The sequence below is a fragment of the Desulfovermiculus halophilus DSM 18834 genome (genome assembly GCF_000620765.1).
In the GTDB taxonomy this organism is placed as follows: Bacteria; Desulfobacterota; Desulfovibrionia; order Desulfovibrionales; family Desulfothermaceae; genus Desulfovermiculus; species Desulfovermiculus halophilus.
In genome coordinates, this window is sequence record NZ_JIAK01000007.1 from 90392 (window position 1) to 105134 (window position 14743).

A 14743-nucleotide genomic window follows, 5' to 3' on the forward strand; every position below is an offset into this window, starting at 1 on the left:
AGACGGCAAACTCTTATCACTCCAGCGACATTTTGCTGTAACTCATTGATTTCTTGTTTATCGCTTTTATCGTTCCCACGCTCTGCGTGGGAGCTATAATTAAAAGTTGTTTGCTTTTTGCGCGCTGCACTGAAGCTGCGCGGGAAAGAAATTCCCGCTTGCGGACATAGCGCGAGTCCAGCCATAGGCGGGACTACTAGCCCACATGCCTGCCAAGGCGCAGGCACGCTTGCGCTAACGAAGCATACAAACGATTTCGATACCGATCCCGATACCGACTGGGAGTGGTTACCCAATCGGATCCTGATAACTAATAACAGTCTTTCATACAATGCAACTCCCTGTGTCCAAGGGCCCAAAATGTTCACATCCACAGGCAGGGCCGCGTCAGTCATTCTTGGCTGCTGTCCCGCAGGTACTTGAATTCATAGCGCAGGCCCTTGACCAGGCTGCGGCACAGAAAGAGCATGATCACGGTAAAGGGCAGAGCAGCGGCAATGGCCATCTTCTGCAGGGCCTCCAGCCCCCCGGAGTAGAGGAGGATGACGGCTGTTGCAGAGACCATGAGCCCCCAGACGATCTTTTTGGCCGGGGAGGGATACAGGTTGCCCTGCGAGGTCATCATGGACAGGACATAGGTTGCCGAGTCAGCGGAGGTAACGAAAAAGACGGCCAGCAGGAGGATGGTGATCAGGGTCAGCAGGGTGCTGAAGGGATAGTGGGCATACAGACGGAACATGCCGACGGAGATGTTCTCGGACACGGCCTTGGCTATGTGCGCGCCCTCTTGAATCTCCAGAAAGAATGCCGCTCCGCCGAAGACGCTGAACCACAAAAAAGTGAGCAGAGTGGGGACCAGAAGGGCGCCGAGGATAAACTCCCTGATGGTCCGGCCCCGGGAAATGCTGGCCACAAAAAGACCGACAAAGGGGGACCAGGCTATCCACCAGGCCCAGTAGAATATGGTCCAGGACTGGGTCCAGGCATAGCCCTGAAAGGGGTTGGTGGACAGGCTCATATTGAACAGGCCGGAGAGATAGTCGGCCACGGTGTTGGTAAACACATTCAGGATATAGGCTGTTGGCCCAACCAGGAGCATGAAGCCGAGAAGGGTCACTGCCAGCAGGATATTGGTCTTGCTCAGGATTTGAATCCCCTTGTCCAGGCCGGTCATGCTGGAGATCATGAACAGGACCGTGACCACGGCAATGACAGTGACCTGGGCCTGGAAATCGGGGCGGAAATGGAAGACTTCGCCCAGGCCGGTCGTGATCTGCATCGCCCCCAGTCCGAGGGAGGTGACGATCCCGAATACGGTGGCAAAGACGGCCAGGATATCAATGCAGTAGCCGAAGACACCGTAAATCCGTTCTCCGATCAGGGGATAAAAGCAGCTGGAGATCAGAGGTGGCATCCCCCGGCGAAAGGAAAAGTAGGCGATGGCCAGGCTCATGGTGATGTAGACAGCCCAGGGGTGAACCCCCCAGTGAAAGAAGCTGTACTTCATGGCGAACTTGGCGGCTCCATCCGACTGGCCGGCAAGGTATTCAGGGGGATTGAGGTAATGGCTCATGGGTTCGGCCACCCCCCAGAAGATGAGCCCTATGCCCATGCCGGCCGCAAAGAGCATGCTGAACCAGCCAAAATATGAATACTGCGGCTTTTCGCTGTCTTTACCCAGGCGGATGTTCCCGTACTTGCTCAGCGCGAACCAGATGTTGAAGACAAGAAAGGCCAGGGCGGAGATCATGTACCCCCAGCCAAAGGTCTCAATGATGTACTCATGGATGAGGCTGGAGTATCTTTCCAGAAGTGCCGGGTTGACCACACCGAGGCCGACTAGACTGAGAACGATGACCAGAGAGATTATGAACACGGTCTGTTGTTTCCACAGTCCCGCAGAGAAGAGTTGCATATTCATTGCCGCTGCGCTCCAGGAACGATAAATATTGAACAGTTGGCCTTGTCTGCAATGAGCTGGGCCGTGGAGCCCATGATCTGTTCAAATGAACTTTGCTCGTCGCATTTGCCGATGATAAGCAAATCCACTCCGTACCGTTTGGCCATGTGCACAACCTTGTTTCCCGGATGGCCGACCACGTCTAGTGTCTCTATGCGATAAAAGGCCTGCTCGCATTCAGCCTTGAGCCGGCCCAGGTTCTGCTGCACCTGCTGCTTTCTCAGTGCTTCCGCCTGCGGGTCTGGAGCCCGGTCGCCGACATGCAGGATATAGAGGACCTGGGTGGAAAAGTCCGGGTTGGTCAGGTAGGGCATGACATGGCTGTCTGTGATCCGAAAGTTGGTGGCGTACATGGCCTGACTCATTTTCTGTTCTTTGGCCAGGAAAAACGAGTGCTTGTAGACAAAAACCGGAAGGTCGGACATGCGGATCACATCTGCGTCGATGTTCCCCAGCAGGGCCTTGCGCAAAAACCTTTTGCTCTCCCAGAACATGCTGATGAAGTCGGCTTCCAGTTCCATGGCCATGGACAGGATTTGGGAAGCGATATGGCCCTGTTTGAAGTACATGTCCACCTCGAATCCAAGCCCTCGAAGATGTGATGCATAGGAGCGGATCCTTTCTGTCAGGTCCTGGGGTTCAGTATCTTTCTTGTTCGAGGACCGGACGTGAATCAGGGAAGCCTTCTTGGTCCCGAAATATTTCAACAGGCGGCCCATGGAGATGAGCTTTTGCTCGTACTCCTTCAAGCTTAATGGAATAACTACATGGGTGAGCATGGAGTCCTCGCTAGTGTTCTGCCAGGAACGGGTTGAGTCATTATGCAAAAAACCTTCCTTGAAGGTAGAAATATGACCATGATGAAAAATCTGCTCCGTAAAGGGTTTTCTTCAATCTCTAAAAGCTTTACTCTAAGTACAAACCAATCACCCGTACCATGGGGAGGTAGACAATGAAAATAGCTGTAAGCGCCCAAGGACAGACCCTTCAGGATGCATTCGATCCAAGTTTTGGGCGGTGCTCCGGTTTTGTGATCTACGACACGGATGCCAAGACCGCCTCTTTTGTGGATAACTCGCAGAACCAAAGCGCAGCCCAGGGAGCAGGTATTCAGGCAGCCCAGGCTGTAAGTGCCTCAGCAGCCGAGGTGCTGATTACCGGCCAGGTGGGGCCGAAGGCCATGCAGGCCCTGAGCCACTCCCAGCTGCACATCTTTTCCAGCTCAGCCGGGACGGTTCAGGAGGCGATTCAAGCCTGGGAAAAAAACGAGCTCCAGCCTATCACCACGGCCTCCGGAGGCCAAGCCCCTGGCGGCCAGGGAATGGGCAGAGGCGGCGGAGGCCGGGGCCGCGGGCCGGACCAGGGAGGACGAGGCATGGGCGGAGGTGCTCGAGGCCGAGGTCCCGGGCAAGGTGGACAGGGTCTCGGCGGTGGTGCTCAAGGCCGGGGCCCGGGTCAAGGAGGGCGCGGGCAGGGAGGTGCTGGAAAAGGACGCGGATAGACGAACAATGCGCGTTGCCATTCGTATTCGTTCGTGGGGCCTTCACCAGCGTGGCGCTAAAGGCCTAATTCGGCTGTTTGGTTATCTTTCGTATCAGTCCCAATACGGATCTCATCGTCAACTGTAAGTTGAAGGGCTGGTCACCGCCTCGCTGGGGAAGGCCCCCTGAACTTTGGCGCGGGGCTTGACCGTTTACGCGCGCTCACCGGAAGCGGCGGGGAATCAAGAAAAGGTGAGCGGTGGAGCTTGGGGCAGGGTGTCGCGGCCAGGGCAAGTTATAGCTATGATAATTATTGTCAATAAAAAAAAGATCTGGTATACCCGCGTCAGATCAGGCTAAGGAGGCAGATATGAGTGAGGATGGAGTAGGGTGCGCCAAGCCTTCCGGGCGGGTGGTCGGTGCATCGGAACCTGAAAAGACGGTCGGACAGGAACAAACCAACAAGGAGGAAAGCATGGTTCAAGCCAAAGTTGGCGGCAAGGCTCCGGATTTTGAAGCTCCTGCCTACCAGCAGGGCAAGTTCATCAATGTGAAGCTCTCAGACCACCTGGGCAAATGGGTTGTGCTCTGCTTTTATCCCGGGGACTTTACCTTTGTCTGACCGACTGAGATATCAGCGGTCGCTGGTAAATACAAAGAGTTTCAGGACCTGGGTGTTGAAGTCATGTCCGTGAGTGTGGACAGCAATGTGGTGCACAAGATGTGGGACGAAAACGAGCTGGCCCACATGGTTGACGGCGGCATCCCCTTTCCTATGGTCTCGGACGGAGGCGGACGCCTGGGCAAGGTCTACGGGGTCTACGATGAAGAGGCCGGCGTGGACATCCGGGGCAAGTTCCTCATCGATCCGGACGGGGTGATCCAGGCCATGGAGGTCTTGTCCCCGCCGGTCGGCAGGAATGTGAGCGAAACTCTGCGCCAGATCCGGGCCTTTCAGCATGTCCGGCAGACAGGGGGCAGGGAGGTCTGCCCGGCGGACTGGGAGCCGGGGAAGAAGACCCTCAAGCCCGGACCTGACCTGGTGGGCAAAGTCTGGAAGGAAATGAAATAGGTCATTCCGGCTCAAGCCCCGCGGTCCTGCGGTGCGCGGGGCTTGATGTTCGCATCCCCCATTCCTTGCGCCCAACCTTCTCCTTGGGTCTTTCCCCGCACGTCCACTCCCGTTTGCTGTCCCCGCAACCTGTTTTTTCCGGCTCTTCAACCTAGCCTGGGGATTTTGGGAGTTCGCAAACTCTTATGCAGGCAATTCCACTTCCTGTGTCGAAGAGCCAGAGATATGTTCTTGCCCAGTTCGTCGTCCTTGAGTATGGTCATCTTGTAGGCCAAGATCTCCGGCGGAGCCTCACGGCCTCGAAGGAAACGGGACAGACCTTATAAGCAAGACGGAACAAAAATCCCCTCTTCCGCCATTCTTCAATGCCGGCCTGGCGACCCTGATGCAGGAAATGAACAGCTCCAAATCCCCCTTGCGCTCCCTGCCCTGGCAGATGGCAGTCTCCATCTGCCTCCTTATCCTGTGCATCGCGGCCACCCTGGTCTATTCCCTGTGGGCCAGCCAGCAGAAGGCCTTGCGGCATATCAGCCAGGTGGAAGCGGCGATGCAGATCACCCAGCAGGATATCCTGGGCCACAACATGCTCAGGTATGCCTTTGCCGAGGACAACCAGGATGCCTTTGATCAGGCCGTGGACCATTTTGAACGCTCCAACTGGTTTGTCCAGGCCATGCTGGAGGGCGCGGAGTCGGTTCAGGGAAGGATTGCCCCGGTCCGGGATCCTGACCTGCGCGTTGAGCTGAGCCAGATGCGCGTTCAGAGGAAAGAATTTCTGAAAATCCTCAACCAGCGGTGGGCTGAACATACTCCCGGGGCTCGGCTGCCCGGTCTCTCCGCTGCTCAGAAGGTGCAGCACACGTTTGTTGAGCAGGTCCAAAAGACCGACGCTGTGCAGGCCCTGCTGCATGCCAAGATAAATGCGGATCTGCGCAGCTTTCGTCTGACCCAGTACGCCCTTGCCGGCCTGATCATTCTTCTCCTTATCATCTCGGTTTACACTTCCTGGCGGTTCATGCGCGAGCGGGACGCTGCCCATAAGGCGGCCGAAGAGCAAAGGGACAGGCTGCATCAACGAGAAGCGGCTTTAAAGAATCTATTCAATGACGCGCCTATCGGGATCTTTCGGACTACTTCCAACGGCCGAACTCTTCAGGCCAATCCTGAGCTGCAGAAAATGCTCAGGATCGACACCCAGGCCCAGGGACGTGTGTACAGACGTGATCTCCAGAACACCCTGTATGGAAATACAGCCCAGCGAAGCGAGTTTCTCCGCCGTCTGGATACCGAGGGGCAGGTAGAGCAGTTCGAGATACATGGCCGGCGGGCGGACGGAACCTGGGCCTGGTTCTCCATCAATGCCCGGATCAGTGAACGACGCCCCGATCAGTCGTTCATAATCGATGGGTTCATGGCCGAGATCACCCAGAGAAAGCAGGCTCAGGAGAAGGTCGAGCATCTGAATCGTGTCTTGCGGGCAATTCGGGATATCAATCACCTGATCAATTCCAAAAAGGACAAAAAAGAGCTCATTGACCAGGGGTGCCAGATCCTGGTCCAAAGCAGGGGATTCGAGGCGGGAATGATCATCCTTACCGATCAGTCCCGGCGGCCGTTGCAGTATGCCCAGGAAGGGCTCAACGGGTGGTTGACGGACTTTGATCAGCTGCTGCAACAGGGGCGGTTGCCCGAGTGCTGCCGTCAGGCAATGAAGCACAGCGAGATCTGCCTGATCAACAAGCCGTCCATGACCTGCGACGGCTGTCCGATGGCTGAGAACTGCATGGACAGCGATACCCTGTGTTTGCCCCTGGAGCATATGGGGACCATGTATGGAGCCTTGACTGTTGTCCTGCCCCGGACCCAGGGACGCGATCATGAAGAGCAGGCCCTGCTCTGCGAGCTGGCTTCAGATATCGCCTTTGCCCTGTATGGAATTGAACGGGATGAAAACGTCCGAAAGGCGGAAGAAGCAAAGGAAACCGCTGAACGGTACTTGGCCCAGGCCCAGAAGATGGAGGCTGTCGGTCGTTTGGCCGGAGGGGTTGCCCACGACTTCAACAACATGCTGGGCGTGATCATGGGGTATACAGATATGACCTTGCGCCTGGTGCAGGAAGACGAGTCTCTGCACTATCCTCTGGAACAGATAAAGCAGGCTGCGGAGCGTTCCGCCGACCTGACCCGGCAGCTTCTGGCCTTTTCCCGCAGGCAGCTCTCCCAGGCCAGGGTTATTGATCTGAACACAGAGATTGCCAGGCAGAAGGAACTCCTTGACCGGCTGATAGGCGAGACCATTGTCCTTTCATTTTACCCGGCATCCGGCCTCTGGCCGATCCGGGTCGATCCCAGCCAGATCGATCAGATCCTGGCCAATATGGTGATCAACGCCCGGGACGCGATTACGGGGGACGGGAGGATCACTATGGAGACCATGAACGTGGTCCTTGATCAGACCTATACCGAGCTTCACTCCTATGTTCAGCCTGGAGAGTACGTCTGTCTCACGGTCAGCGATACAGGCAGCGGCATGGACCAGGAGACCATGGATCAGATCTTTGATCCCTTCTTCAGCACCAAACAGGCCGATCAGGGAACGGGGCTTGGTCTGTCCACTGTGTACGGGATTGTGAAGCAAAACCAAGGGGTGGTTCACGTCTACAGCGAACAGGGACGGGGCAGCACGTTCAAGATCTATTTCCCGCGATCCCAAGGCGAGCTCTCGGCTGATGCGCGGTCCCGGAACTTCGCCACCGTGTCCGGGGAAGAAACCGTTCTCTTGGTGGAAGACGAGGAAATGGTCCTGGACCTGACCCAGGCCGTGCTGGAGGAGCAGGGATACACTGTCCTGGCCACCCGGTCACCCAGCGAGGCCCGGAAGCTGGCTGGGGAATATGCAGGTCCGATTCATGTCCTGCTCACCGACGTGATCCTCCCGGAGACCAACGGCAAGGAGCTAAAGACCTGCCTGGAGGCTATCCGGCCCGGGATCAAGACCCTGTTCATGTCCGGTTATACGCAAAATGTCATAGCCCAGCAGGGAATAGTGGATTCACGGATTGATTTCATCCAAAAGCCTTTTTCCGCTGCCGGGCTGAGCCAAAAGCTTCGGGAGGTCTTGGCCTCCCAGTGACGGATCTTTAAGGACCGCTAGCCAAAGGCGATCTGGTTCTGATGGCGCATGACCAGCTTTTCCAGCATGCGCACCAGGCCGGCTCCAAGGGAGAAGATGGAGCCGATGGTCAAGTTCTCCTCAACCGTGGCGTCAAAAAAGACATGCAGGCTGGAGTCCAGGCCGTCTTCCGCCCGCCAGTAGCAGACAGCCATGGGGACCTTGGGCAGAGGATGGAGGATGACAGCCACATCGGCGTCGAATTGGGCGCTGCCGTCCCTGCCGTTGAACAGGTCGAGCAAATCAAAGAACAGCTCCGGGTCGGAGTCGGCTATTTGCTTCAAGGGCTTTTCGCAGCGCTGTTCAAAAAGTCCGACCCAGGATTTTCCGGCGGAAAGCTCCCGGAAGGGCACCCACTTGTTGATGGGTGAGACCCCGTTTCCGTACAGGATATAGGTCAAGACCGGGACCGAGACCCAGGCATTGGTGTGGATCTCGGCTGAGAGGCGGCCCTTTGTATCCACGTGGAAATCCTTGCCCAGGACCTTTACCGTTATCCTCCCGTTGCTGTACCGACCGCCAAGGCGCTCGGCGGCAGAGGCCAGATCCATCTTGGGAACCTCGGCCTTGAGCTGCTTGACCGTTTCCTCCACCTCTTGATCCGGTGTGGTCTGCTGCCCCGTTTTTTCGGAGAATTGGGCCACGGTGTCCGCGTCAAGCTTGGGGCATTCGCTTATATCCTGCTGGCCGCGGAATACAGCCGCGGCAAAGGCCATGCATGTCGGTTGCCCGCATTGACGGCAGTTGGAGTTGTCCAACAGTTTGAAGATTTCCATCGGGTTGGTCAATTGGGCCATATCTGCTCCTGTAGTATTTGTATGCATCCGTCGGGATGGTTTTTGTGCTTACGCGCTCAGGAGTATACCTAAAGCATGTCCCAGAATTGTCAAATTTGATGCGAGCTTCTTCCCTCGCAGGCTCGCCTAGAATGACAGACAGAAGAATGATGGCCCGCCGGATGTGCTGATGCCCCCTCTTGTCATTTTGAAGGAGCGAAGGGACTGAAGAATCTGGTTCTTCGACATAGCCTGTGGATTTTTGGAGTTTGCCATCTCTTCTGTGAGCCCACTTTCGGCCCGGCATTTTCTAAGCCCCGCCAAAGGGGGATCCCTGCCCCCTCCAGGCACTCACATGATGGACATTGCTTTCAGATGGACTGAGCATATTATGCATGTGAGTGCCTGGTTTCCCCCTTTTGGCGGGGCCAAGAAAATGTGCGGGCCTGTCGCTCAAGGCACACAGAAGAGACGGCAAACTTTTGTAGATGCAATTCCACTTTCTGGGTCGAAGAGCCAAGATTCTATTGTGTTGTGCAGCACGCAGGCACGACCTCACTCCAAGGCGTGGTTCGGCTTTTTTCCCTCCACATCCTGGATGCAGGGTCCCAAGCCGCAGGTGTGGGATACATCCTCCAGGATCAGATACAGAGAGGGAATCATGACCAGGATGATCAGGGTGGCAAAGACCAGGCCGAAGCCCAGGGAAATGGCCATGGGGATCAGAAAGCGGGCCTGTCTTGAGGTCTCCAGGATCATGGGCGAGAGGCCGCCGAAGGTGGTCAGGGTGGTCAAAAGGATGGGACGGAAACGCTGCATGCCGGCCATGGTGATGGAATCAAACACGCTGTGACCCTCCCGGCGCAGGCGGTTGGCAAAATGGATCAGGACCAGGGAGTCGTTGATGACCACTCCGCTTAAGGCCACAATCCCGAACAGGCTCATCAGGCTCAAAGAGTAGCCCAGGAGCAGATGGCCCAGAACAGCGCCCACAAGGCCGAAGGGAATGCAGGCCATGATGATCATGGGCTGCATATAGCTGCGGAAGGGAACCGCCAGCAGACCATACAGGGCGAGCAGGGCCAGAAGCAAGCCCTGGATGAGGCTGCCCACACTCTCCCGGAGATCGGCCTGACGGCCTTCAAAGCTGAAGCTCAGCCCGGGGGAGGTGGTCTGGAGCTGGGGAAGGGCCGTTGCCTTCAGCTCTGCACTCAACACCTCCACCCTGGACCGGGGCTGGACATTGGCTGTAACATCCACAGTCCGTCGCCCGTTGGTCCGGTTGATGCTGGTGTAGGAGCGGCTTTCCACAATCCGGACTGCATCCTGCAGAGGGACCTCCTTGTCTCCAACCCGAAGCAGAAGGTCTTCCAGGGTAGCCAAGCTCTCCCGCTCATCTTCCGGCAGCCAGACCCGGACGGTGACTTCATTCCTGCCTTCCTGCTGGCGCAGGGCCTCGGCTCCGTAAAAGGCGTGCCGGACCTGATTGGCAACTTCCCGGGAGGAAAGCCCCATGCGGCGTCCGAGATCCGAGAGCCGGATGTCAAGCTGCCGCTTGCCGCTTGGTGAGCCGTCATCAATATCCGAGACACCCGGATATTCTTCCAAAACTGCGGCCAGGTCCTTGCCCGCCTGTTCCAGAAGATCCCGGTCCCGATGGCTGAGCTGAACGGTCAAGGCCTTCCCCGATCCGGGCCCGCCGCGGTCGGCCTCGAACTGGATGCTCTCCAGGCCGGTCACCTGACCCACGGCTTCCCTCCAGTGCCGAGTGACCTGGGAGGTCCCGATGGGACGGACCTCAGGGTCGGTCAGGTAGATCCTGGCCTCTACAGTGTTCTCGTTGACCACGGTCAGCAAAGATTGTGACAGCTCCCGGCCGCCGTACTCCTGGACCACGTCCTGCGCCGCCTGGATAAGCCGGCTCTCAACCAGCTGCAGGTCCTCCCTGGCCGCCCCGGCGGGCATGGTGGCCTGCGCGTAGGCATAATCCGAGTCGACAGTGGGAAAGAGGATGATGCCCATCCGTCCGGATTGAATATAGCCGATCGTGGCCGTGAGAACAGCCAGGCTCAGGGCCAGAACCAGGTAGCGATGACTGAGGGCAAAGGCCAGAAAGGGCCCGAAGCGCTGGGTGATCAGGACCTCGATCCAGGCGCTGAATCTGGCTTGAGCCTGAGTCAGGTAGCGCAGCGGGCCTTTGGCGCGCTTTTCCCCGATATGGGCCAGATGGGCGGGGAGGACAAGCAGGCTCTCGATCAGGGATACAGCAAAGACACAGACCACGACCAGGGGGATGAATTTAAATATCTTGCCCATCACGCCGGGGATGAAAAACATGGGGGTAAAGGCCACCATATTGGTCAGCACACTGAAGACCACGGGCATGGCCACCTCCCGGACCCCTTGGACGGAGGCCCGGAGCATGTCCTGGCCCATGCGCCTGTGGTGGTAGATGTTTTCCCCGACCACAATGGCGTCGTCGACCACTATTCCCAGGGTGACGATGAAGGCGAACATGGTGATCATGTTCACGCTGAAGCTGGTTCCAGACAGAAGGAGGAAGGAGCCCAGAAAGGAAATGGGAATGCCCAGGCTGACCCAAAAGGCCAGCCGGGCTTCCAGGAAAAGGGCCAGGAGAAAGAAGACCAGGGCCAATCCCAGGTAGGCATTGGTCAGCAAAAGATCGGCCCGTTGATGGAATATGTCCGAGCGGTCCCGCAGGACGTCGATCTGTAGGTTTCCGGGCAGGGAGGCATTGAGCTCGGTCAGCACGTCCTGAGCGGCGGTGGACACAGACCCCGGGGTCTGGTTCCCGATGCGGTAGACCTCGATCATTACTGCCGGCCAGCCGTTGACTGTGGCCCAGGATTCCACGTCCTCAAAGCCCCAGCTGACCCGGGCGATGTCCGAAAGGAGGATCTGGGCCCCGCTGGATGTGGTCAGGACCGGGATGCGGGCATATTCGTCAGCTGTTGATCGCCTGTCCTGTATGCGGACCAGGATGTCTCCTGAGCGGGTCTTCACACTTCCCGCACCCAGATCGACTGAGGCCCGGCGCACGGTCTGGGCCACATCCTCCAGGGTCAGGCCGAAGCGGCGCAGGGTTTCCCGGCTCAGGGCGATATGGACTTCATAGTCCCTGACCCCTTCCAGCTCGACCTGGGTTATGCCGGGGTCCTGCAGGAGCTCGTCCCGGACCATCTCGGCCGCCTCCCGCAGAACGACGTCGTCCCGGGCGCCGAACAGAGCCAAAGTCAGGACCCCGCGTTTGTGCGTGGAGATGGAGATCTCCGGCTCTTCAGCCTCGTCCGGAAAGGTGGTGATCCTGCTGACCTCGCTCTCCACATCCTGCCACAGCCGGTTCATGTCCTGGCCCTCAACTGCCTCGACCAGGATCTGGGCCTGACCTTCAGAAGCTGTTGACCTGACCTCCTTGACCCCTTCCAGGCCCTGGACAGCTTCTTCCACGGCCAGGACAATGCCCTGCTCAACCTCTTCCGGGCTGGCCCCGGGATAGGGCACAAGGACACTGACCGTGTCGGTGCTGAATTCAGGAAAGACTTCCTGCTTGATGTTTAAGGCCATGATCAGGCCGCCGACCAGGAAGAGCAGCATGATCAGGTTGGCGGCAACCGAATTGCCGGCCATCCAGGCCAAGGGGCCGGAAGGTGCCGGTCCCGGGCTTTGGTCCTGAAATGCGGTCATGGACGGTCCCCGTTGGGGGCGGCCTGAAGGCGCATGCCCTGAACCGGAGTGGACAGAGGGCTGAGCACCACCTGGTCTCCAGGGGCCAATCCCTTCCGGATATACACCTTTGCCCTGTCCTTCCAGACCACCGCGGTTGAACGGATGTCCAGCCGGTTGTCTTCCATGACCCAGATGGTGTCATTCTCGCGCAAGGCCCGCCTGGGCAGGGAGAAGACATCGTGCAGGACTCTGCCCTGAATATCCACCCGGACATAGTCGTTGAGCATTATCGGCTGGCCCTGGGCCTTTTGATCCAAGGGATCGGGCACGGCAATGAGCAAGGTGGCCATGCGGGTCTGCTCGTCGACCTCCCCGGTCAGACGCAGGGTGTGTCCTGTCCACTGCCCGGTTCCGGACTGGGAGGTGATGCGAACCGGATTGCCCTCCCTGGCCCTGAGGTCGATGAAGCGAAGTTGGTCCGTCAAGACTGAAGCCCGGACCCAGAAGGTGTCGGTACCGGCCAGGGTGGCCAGATCGTCCTGTCCCCCGACCTGGGAGCCGAGGTTCACGTTTCGGGCCGTGACCAGGGAGTTGAAGGGTACGGATACCTCGGTCCGGCTCAGGTCCAGCTCAGCCTTGCGCAGATCGGCCCTGGCGCTCTCAACCTCGGCCCGGGCCTGGGCCAGCTGGGGACGGCGCAGGGCCAGCTCGGTTTTGCTGACCGGAAGCTCTGAATCCTTTTCAAACATGGAAAGCTCTTGCCTGGCCACTTCCTGTTTGCCCTGCTCCAGGTCCAGCTCGGCTTCTGCCCTGGTCAAAGCGCTCCGGGCCTTGGTCACCTGGACCTGGTAGTCCCTGGGGTCTATGCGAACCGCGGTCCGGCCCTTGGGCAGCCTGCCCCCGGGAGTGAACTGCTCGGCGATGTGAGTTACTTGTCCGCTGACCTCAGCCCGCAGGGTCACTTCCCGGGAAGGAACCACGGTGCCCATGGCAGTGATGTTGGCTCTGACGTCCGAGGGCTGAACGGTGAGAACATTGACCGGAGTTGTTTTGGGAGCCGCCTTCTGTCTGCTGACCGAGGGCTTATGGGTCACAAAATACCAGGCCGTTGCAGCACCCAGGCCGATGATGGCCAGGCCGAGGACCACCTTTGCAAATCTGCTCATCCCCTGTCCCATCCTTCACCGGCTCCCAGGGCTCGATACAGGGCTATCTGAGAAGCCAGAAGATCGGCCCTGGCCGAAACTAGGCTGCGCTGCAGCTCGTGGACGCTGCGCTGCTGGGTTACGAAGTTCAGGTAGTCGTTCTGCCCGTTTATGTACCGGATCCTGGCCTGCTCCCTGGCTTGCTCGGCAGCCCGCAGCTCGTCCTCCACTCTGGCGATCTGCTCTTTGTATCCGGCGATATTGGCTAAAGCGTCCTGGACTTCTTTCACGGCTTCCAGGACCGTACCTGCATACTCGGCCAAACGTTCATCGCTCACCGCCCGGGATCTTTCCACTTCCGCCTGCCTGGAGCCGGCGTCGAAGACAGGAGCGGTCAGGCTGGATCCTAGACGGGTCAGCCAGTCCCCCCAGGCCAGGCTGAAGCTGTCGCTGCTCAAGGCTGTCCGGGCCGAAATGGACAGGACTGGAAGCCTGTCAATCCGGGCAACGCTGACCGCCCAGTCCGCGGAGCGCAGACGGTAAAAGGCGGCCCGTACATCCGGCCTGGCCATGAGCAAATCGGCCGGAACTCCGGCTTCCGGCTGAGGTATCGGCGGGGGAAGGCTCTGGCCCCGGATGGACAGGGAGCCGGAATCGGCCCGGCCCAAAAGGAGGGCCAGCTGATTCAGGGCCGCTCGCTGTCTGGCCCGAAGCGGAGGCAGGGCGGACCTGGAACCGGCTACCAGCTCCTTCTGCTGAGTAAGGTCCAAGGCCGAGGCCATGCCCTTCTCGAACCTGCTGACCTGGATTCTAAGCAGCCGTTCATTGACGTCTATCTGGTCCTGGACCACCTGGATTTGCCGCCGGGCGGCCAAGAGTTCCACCCAGGCCTTGACCACTTCGCCGGTCAGGGAGATGGCCGTGGTCCGCAGGTCTTCGTAGGCTGCCCTGGCGCTGAGGCGGTCAGCGGTATAGCCGGCCCGGATCCGACCCCAAAGGTCGACTTCATAGGAAGCCGCCAGATCCAGAGAGGCCGATTTGGTGTCGGAGAGCATTTCATAGTCCCGGTAGGACCGGCTTCGGCTGCCTTCCAGGCTGGTGTCCAGGGCAGGGAAGAGGCCGGCCCTGGATTTGGCGGCTACGGCCTTTGCCTGGCGCAGCTTGGCCCAGCTGGAGCGGATGTTGAAGTTGTCTTCCAGGGCTGCGTGGACCAGACTATTGAGTTCCCGGCTGTCGAATTTTCGCCACCAGTGATCAATGGGTGCTGTTCCATTCGTGTCCCAGGCAAAGTCGGCCGGAAGCTCCACCGGCTGCACGGAGCGCTCGGGTGGGGCAAAGACAGTGCATGCGCTGAGGGCGGCGAGGAAACCAAGCAGGAGATAGACACTGAAGAAAGGAGACCTGGATGAGGCGTACATTGTCCTGATTATCCACAAGCCGGGAAGAAAAG

At 58.6% G+C, this 14743-nt stretch carries 9 protein-coding genes; 3 read left to right on the forward strand and 6 right to left on the reverse strand.

The annotated features are described in order from the left end of the window. Positions 1–391 precede the first annotated feature (391 nt). Positions 392–1921 carry a glycine betaine uptake BCCT transporter gene (locus N902_RS0104075; protein WP_244147367.1) on the reverse strand — a complete coding sequence of 510 codons (1530 nt, stop codon included), beginning with the start codon at positions 1919–1921 and terminating at the stop codon, positions 392–394. After that, positions 1918–2787 (reverse strand): universal stress protein, encoded by an 870-nt coding sequence (locus N902_RS0104080; protein ID WP_153304133.1) that lies wholly within the window; start codon positions 2785–2787, stop codon positions 1918–1920. The genes N902_RS0104075 and N902_RS0104080 overlap by 4 nt, the downstream gene beginning before the upstream one ends. Before the next feature lie 125 nt (positions 2788–2912). On the opposite strand from N902_RS0104080, the gene N902_RS20110 reads away from it, so the two are divergent. From N902_RS20110 to N902_RS18585, 3 genes are all read left to right on the forward strand, one after another. Beyond that, positions 2913–3461 (forward strand): NifB/NifX family molybdenum-iron cluster-binding protein, encoded by a 549-nt coding sequence (locus N902_RS20110; RefSeq protein WP_027369901.1) that lies wholly within the window; start codon positions 2913–2915, stop codon positions 3459–3461. Between the two features lie 350 nt (positions 3462–3811). Beyond that, positions 3812–4513, forward strand: coding sequence for a thioredoxin-dependent peroxiredoxin (prxU, locus tag N902_RS20340; protein ID WP_084287740.1), 702 nt, complete (start codon positions 3812–3814; stop codon positions 4511–4513). Positions 4514–4907: 394 nt separating this feature from the next. Further along, complete coding sequence (locus N902_RS18585) at positions 4908–7646, forward strand: ATP-binding protein (protein WP_161635155.1); 2739 nt, start codon at positions 4908–4910, stop codon at positions 7644–7646. Between the two features lie 17 nt (positions 7647–7663). Here N902_RS18585 and N902_RS0104105 read toward each other — a convergent pair whose 3' ends face one another. The 4 genes from N902_RS0104105 to N902_RS16315 all read right to left on the reverse strand — a co-directional run bounded on the left by N902_RS0104105 (position 7664) and on the right by N902_RS16315 (position 14711). Next, positions 7664–8482 (reverse strand): DUF3786 domain-containing protein, encoded by an 819-nt coding sequence (locus N902_RS0104105; RefSeq protein WP_027369904.1) that lies wholly within the window; start codon positions 8480–8482, stop codon positions 7664–7666. 534 nt (positions 8483–9016) lie between these two features. Beyond that, the gene (locus tag N902_RS0104110; protein WP_027369905.1) at positions 9017–12166 is read right to left on the reverse strand and encodes an efflux RND transporter permease subunit; all 3150 of its coding nucleotides are present in this window, start codon (positions 12164–12166) and stop codon (positions 9017–9019) included. Continuing rightward, positions 12163–13314 carry an efflux RND transporter periplasmic adaptor subunit gene (locus N902_RS0104115; RefSeq protein WP_051564264.1) on the reverse strand — a complete coding sequence of 384 codons (1152 nt, stop codon included), beginning with the start codon at positions 13312–13314 and terminating at the stop codon, positions 12163–12165. Before N902_RS0104115 ends, N902_RS0104110 begins: the two co-directional genes overlap by 4 nt. After that, complete coding sequence (locus N902_RS16315) at positions 13311–14711, reverse strand: efflux transporter outer membrane subunit (protein ID WP_051564265.1); 1401 nt, start codon at positions 14709–14711, stop codon at positions 13311–13313. The genes N902_RS0104115 and N902_RS16315 overlap by 4 nt, the downstream gene beginning before the upstream one ends. Positions 14712–14743: the final 32 nt, after the last annotated feature.

Excerpts from the sequence above, each read along its gene's own strand:
- N902_RS0104075 (WP_244147367.1), bottom strand. The coding sequence starts at position 1,921 with ATGAATATGCAACTCTTCTCTGCGGGACTGTGGAAACAACAGACCGTG.
- N902_RS20110 (WP_027369901.1), top strand. The coding sequence starts at position 2,913 with ATGAAAATAGCTGTAAGCGCCCAAGGACAGACCCTTCAGGATGCATTC.
- N902_RS18585 (WP_161635155.1), top strand. The coding sequence starts at position 4,908 with ATGAACAGCTCCAAATCCCCCTTGCGCTCCCTGCCCTGGCAGATGGCA.
- N902_RS0104105 (WP_027369904.1), bottom strand. The coding sequence starts at position 8,482 with ATGGCCCAATTGACCAACCCGATGGAAATCTTCAAACTGTTGGACAAC.
- N902_RS0104110 (WP_027369905.1), bottom strand. The coding sequence starts at position 12,166 with ATGACCGCATTTCAGGACCAAAGCCCGGGACCGGCACCTTCCGGCCCC.
- N902_RS0104115 (WP_051564264.1), bottom strand. The coding sequence starts at position 13,314 with ATGAGCAGATTTGCAAAGGTGGTCCTCGGCCTGGCCATCATCGGCCTG.
- N902_RS16315 (WP_051564265.1), bottom strand. The coding sequence starts at position 14,711 with ATGTACGCCTCATCCAGGTCTCCTTTCTTCAGTGTCTATCTCCTGCTT.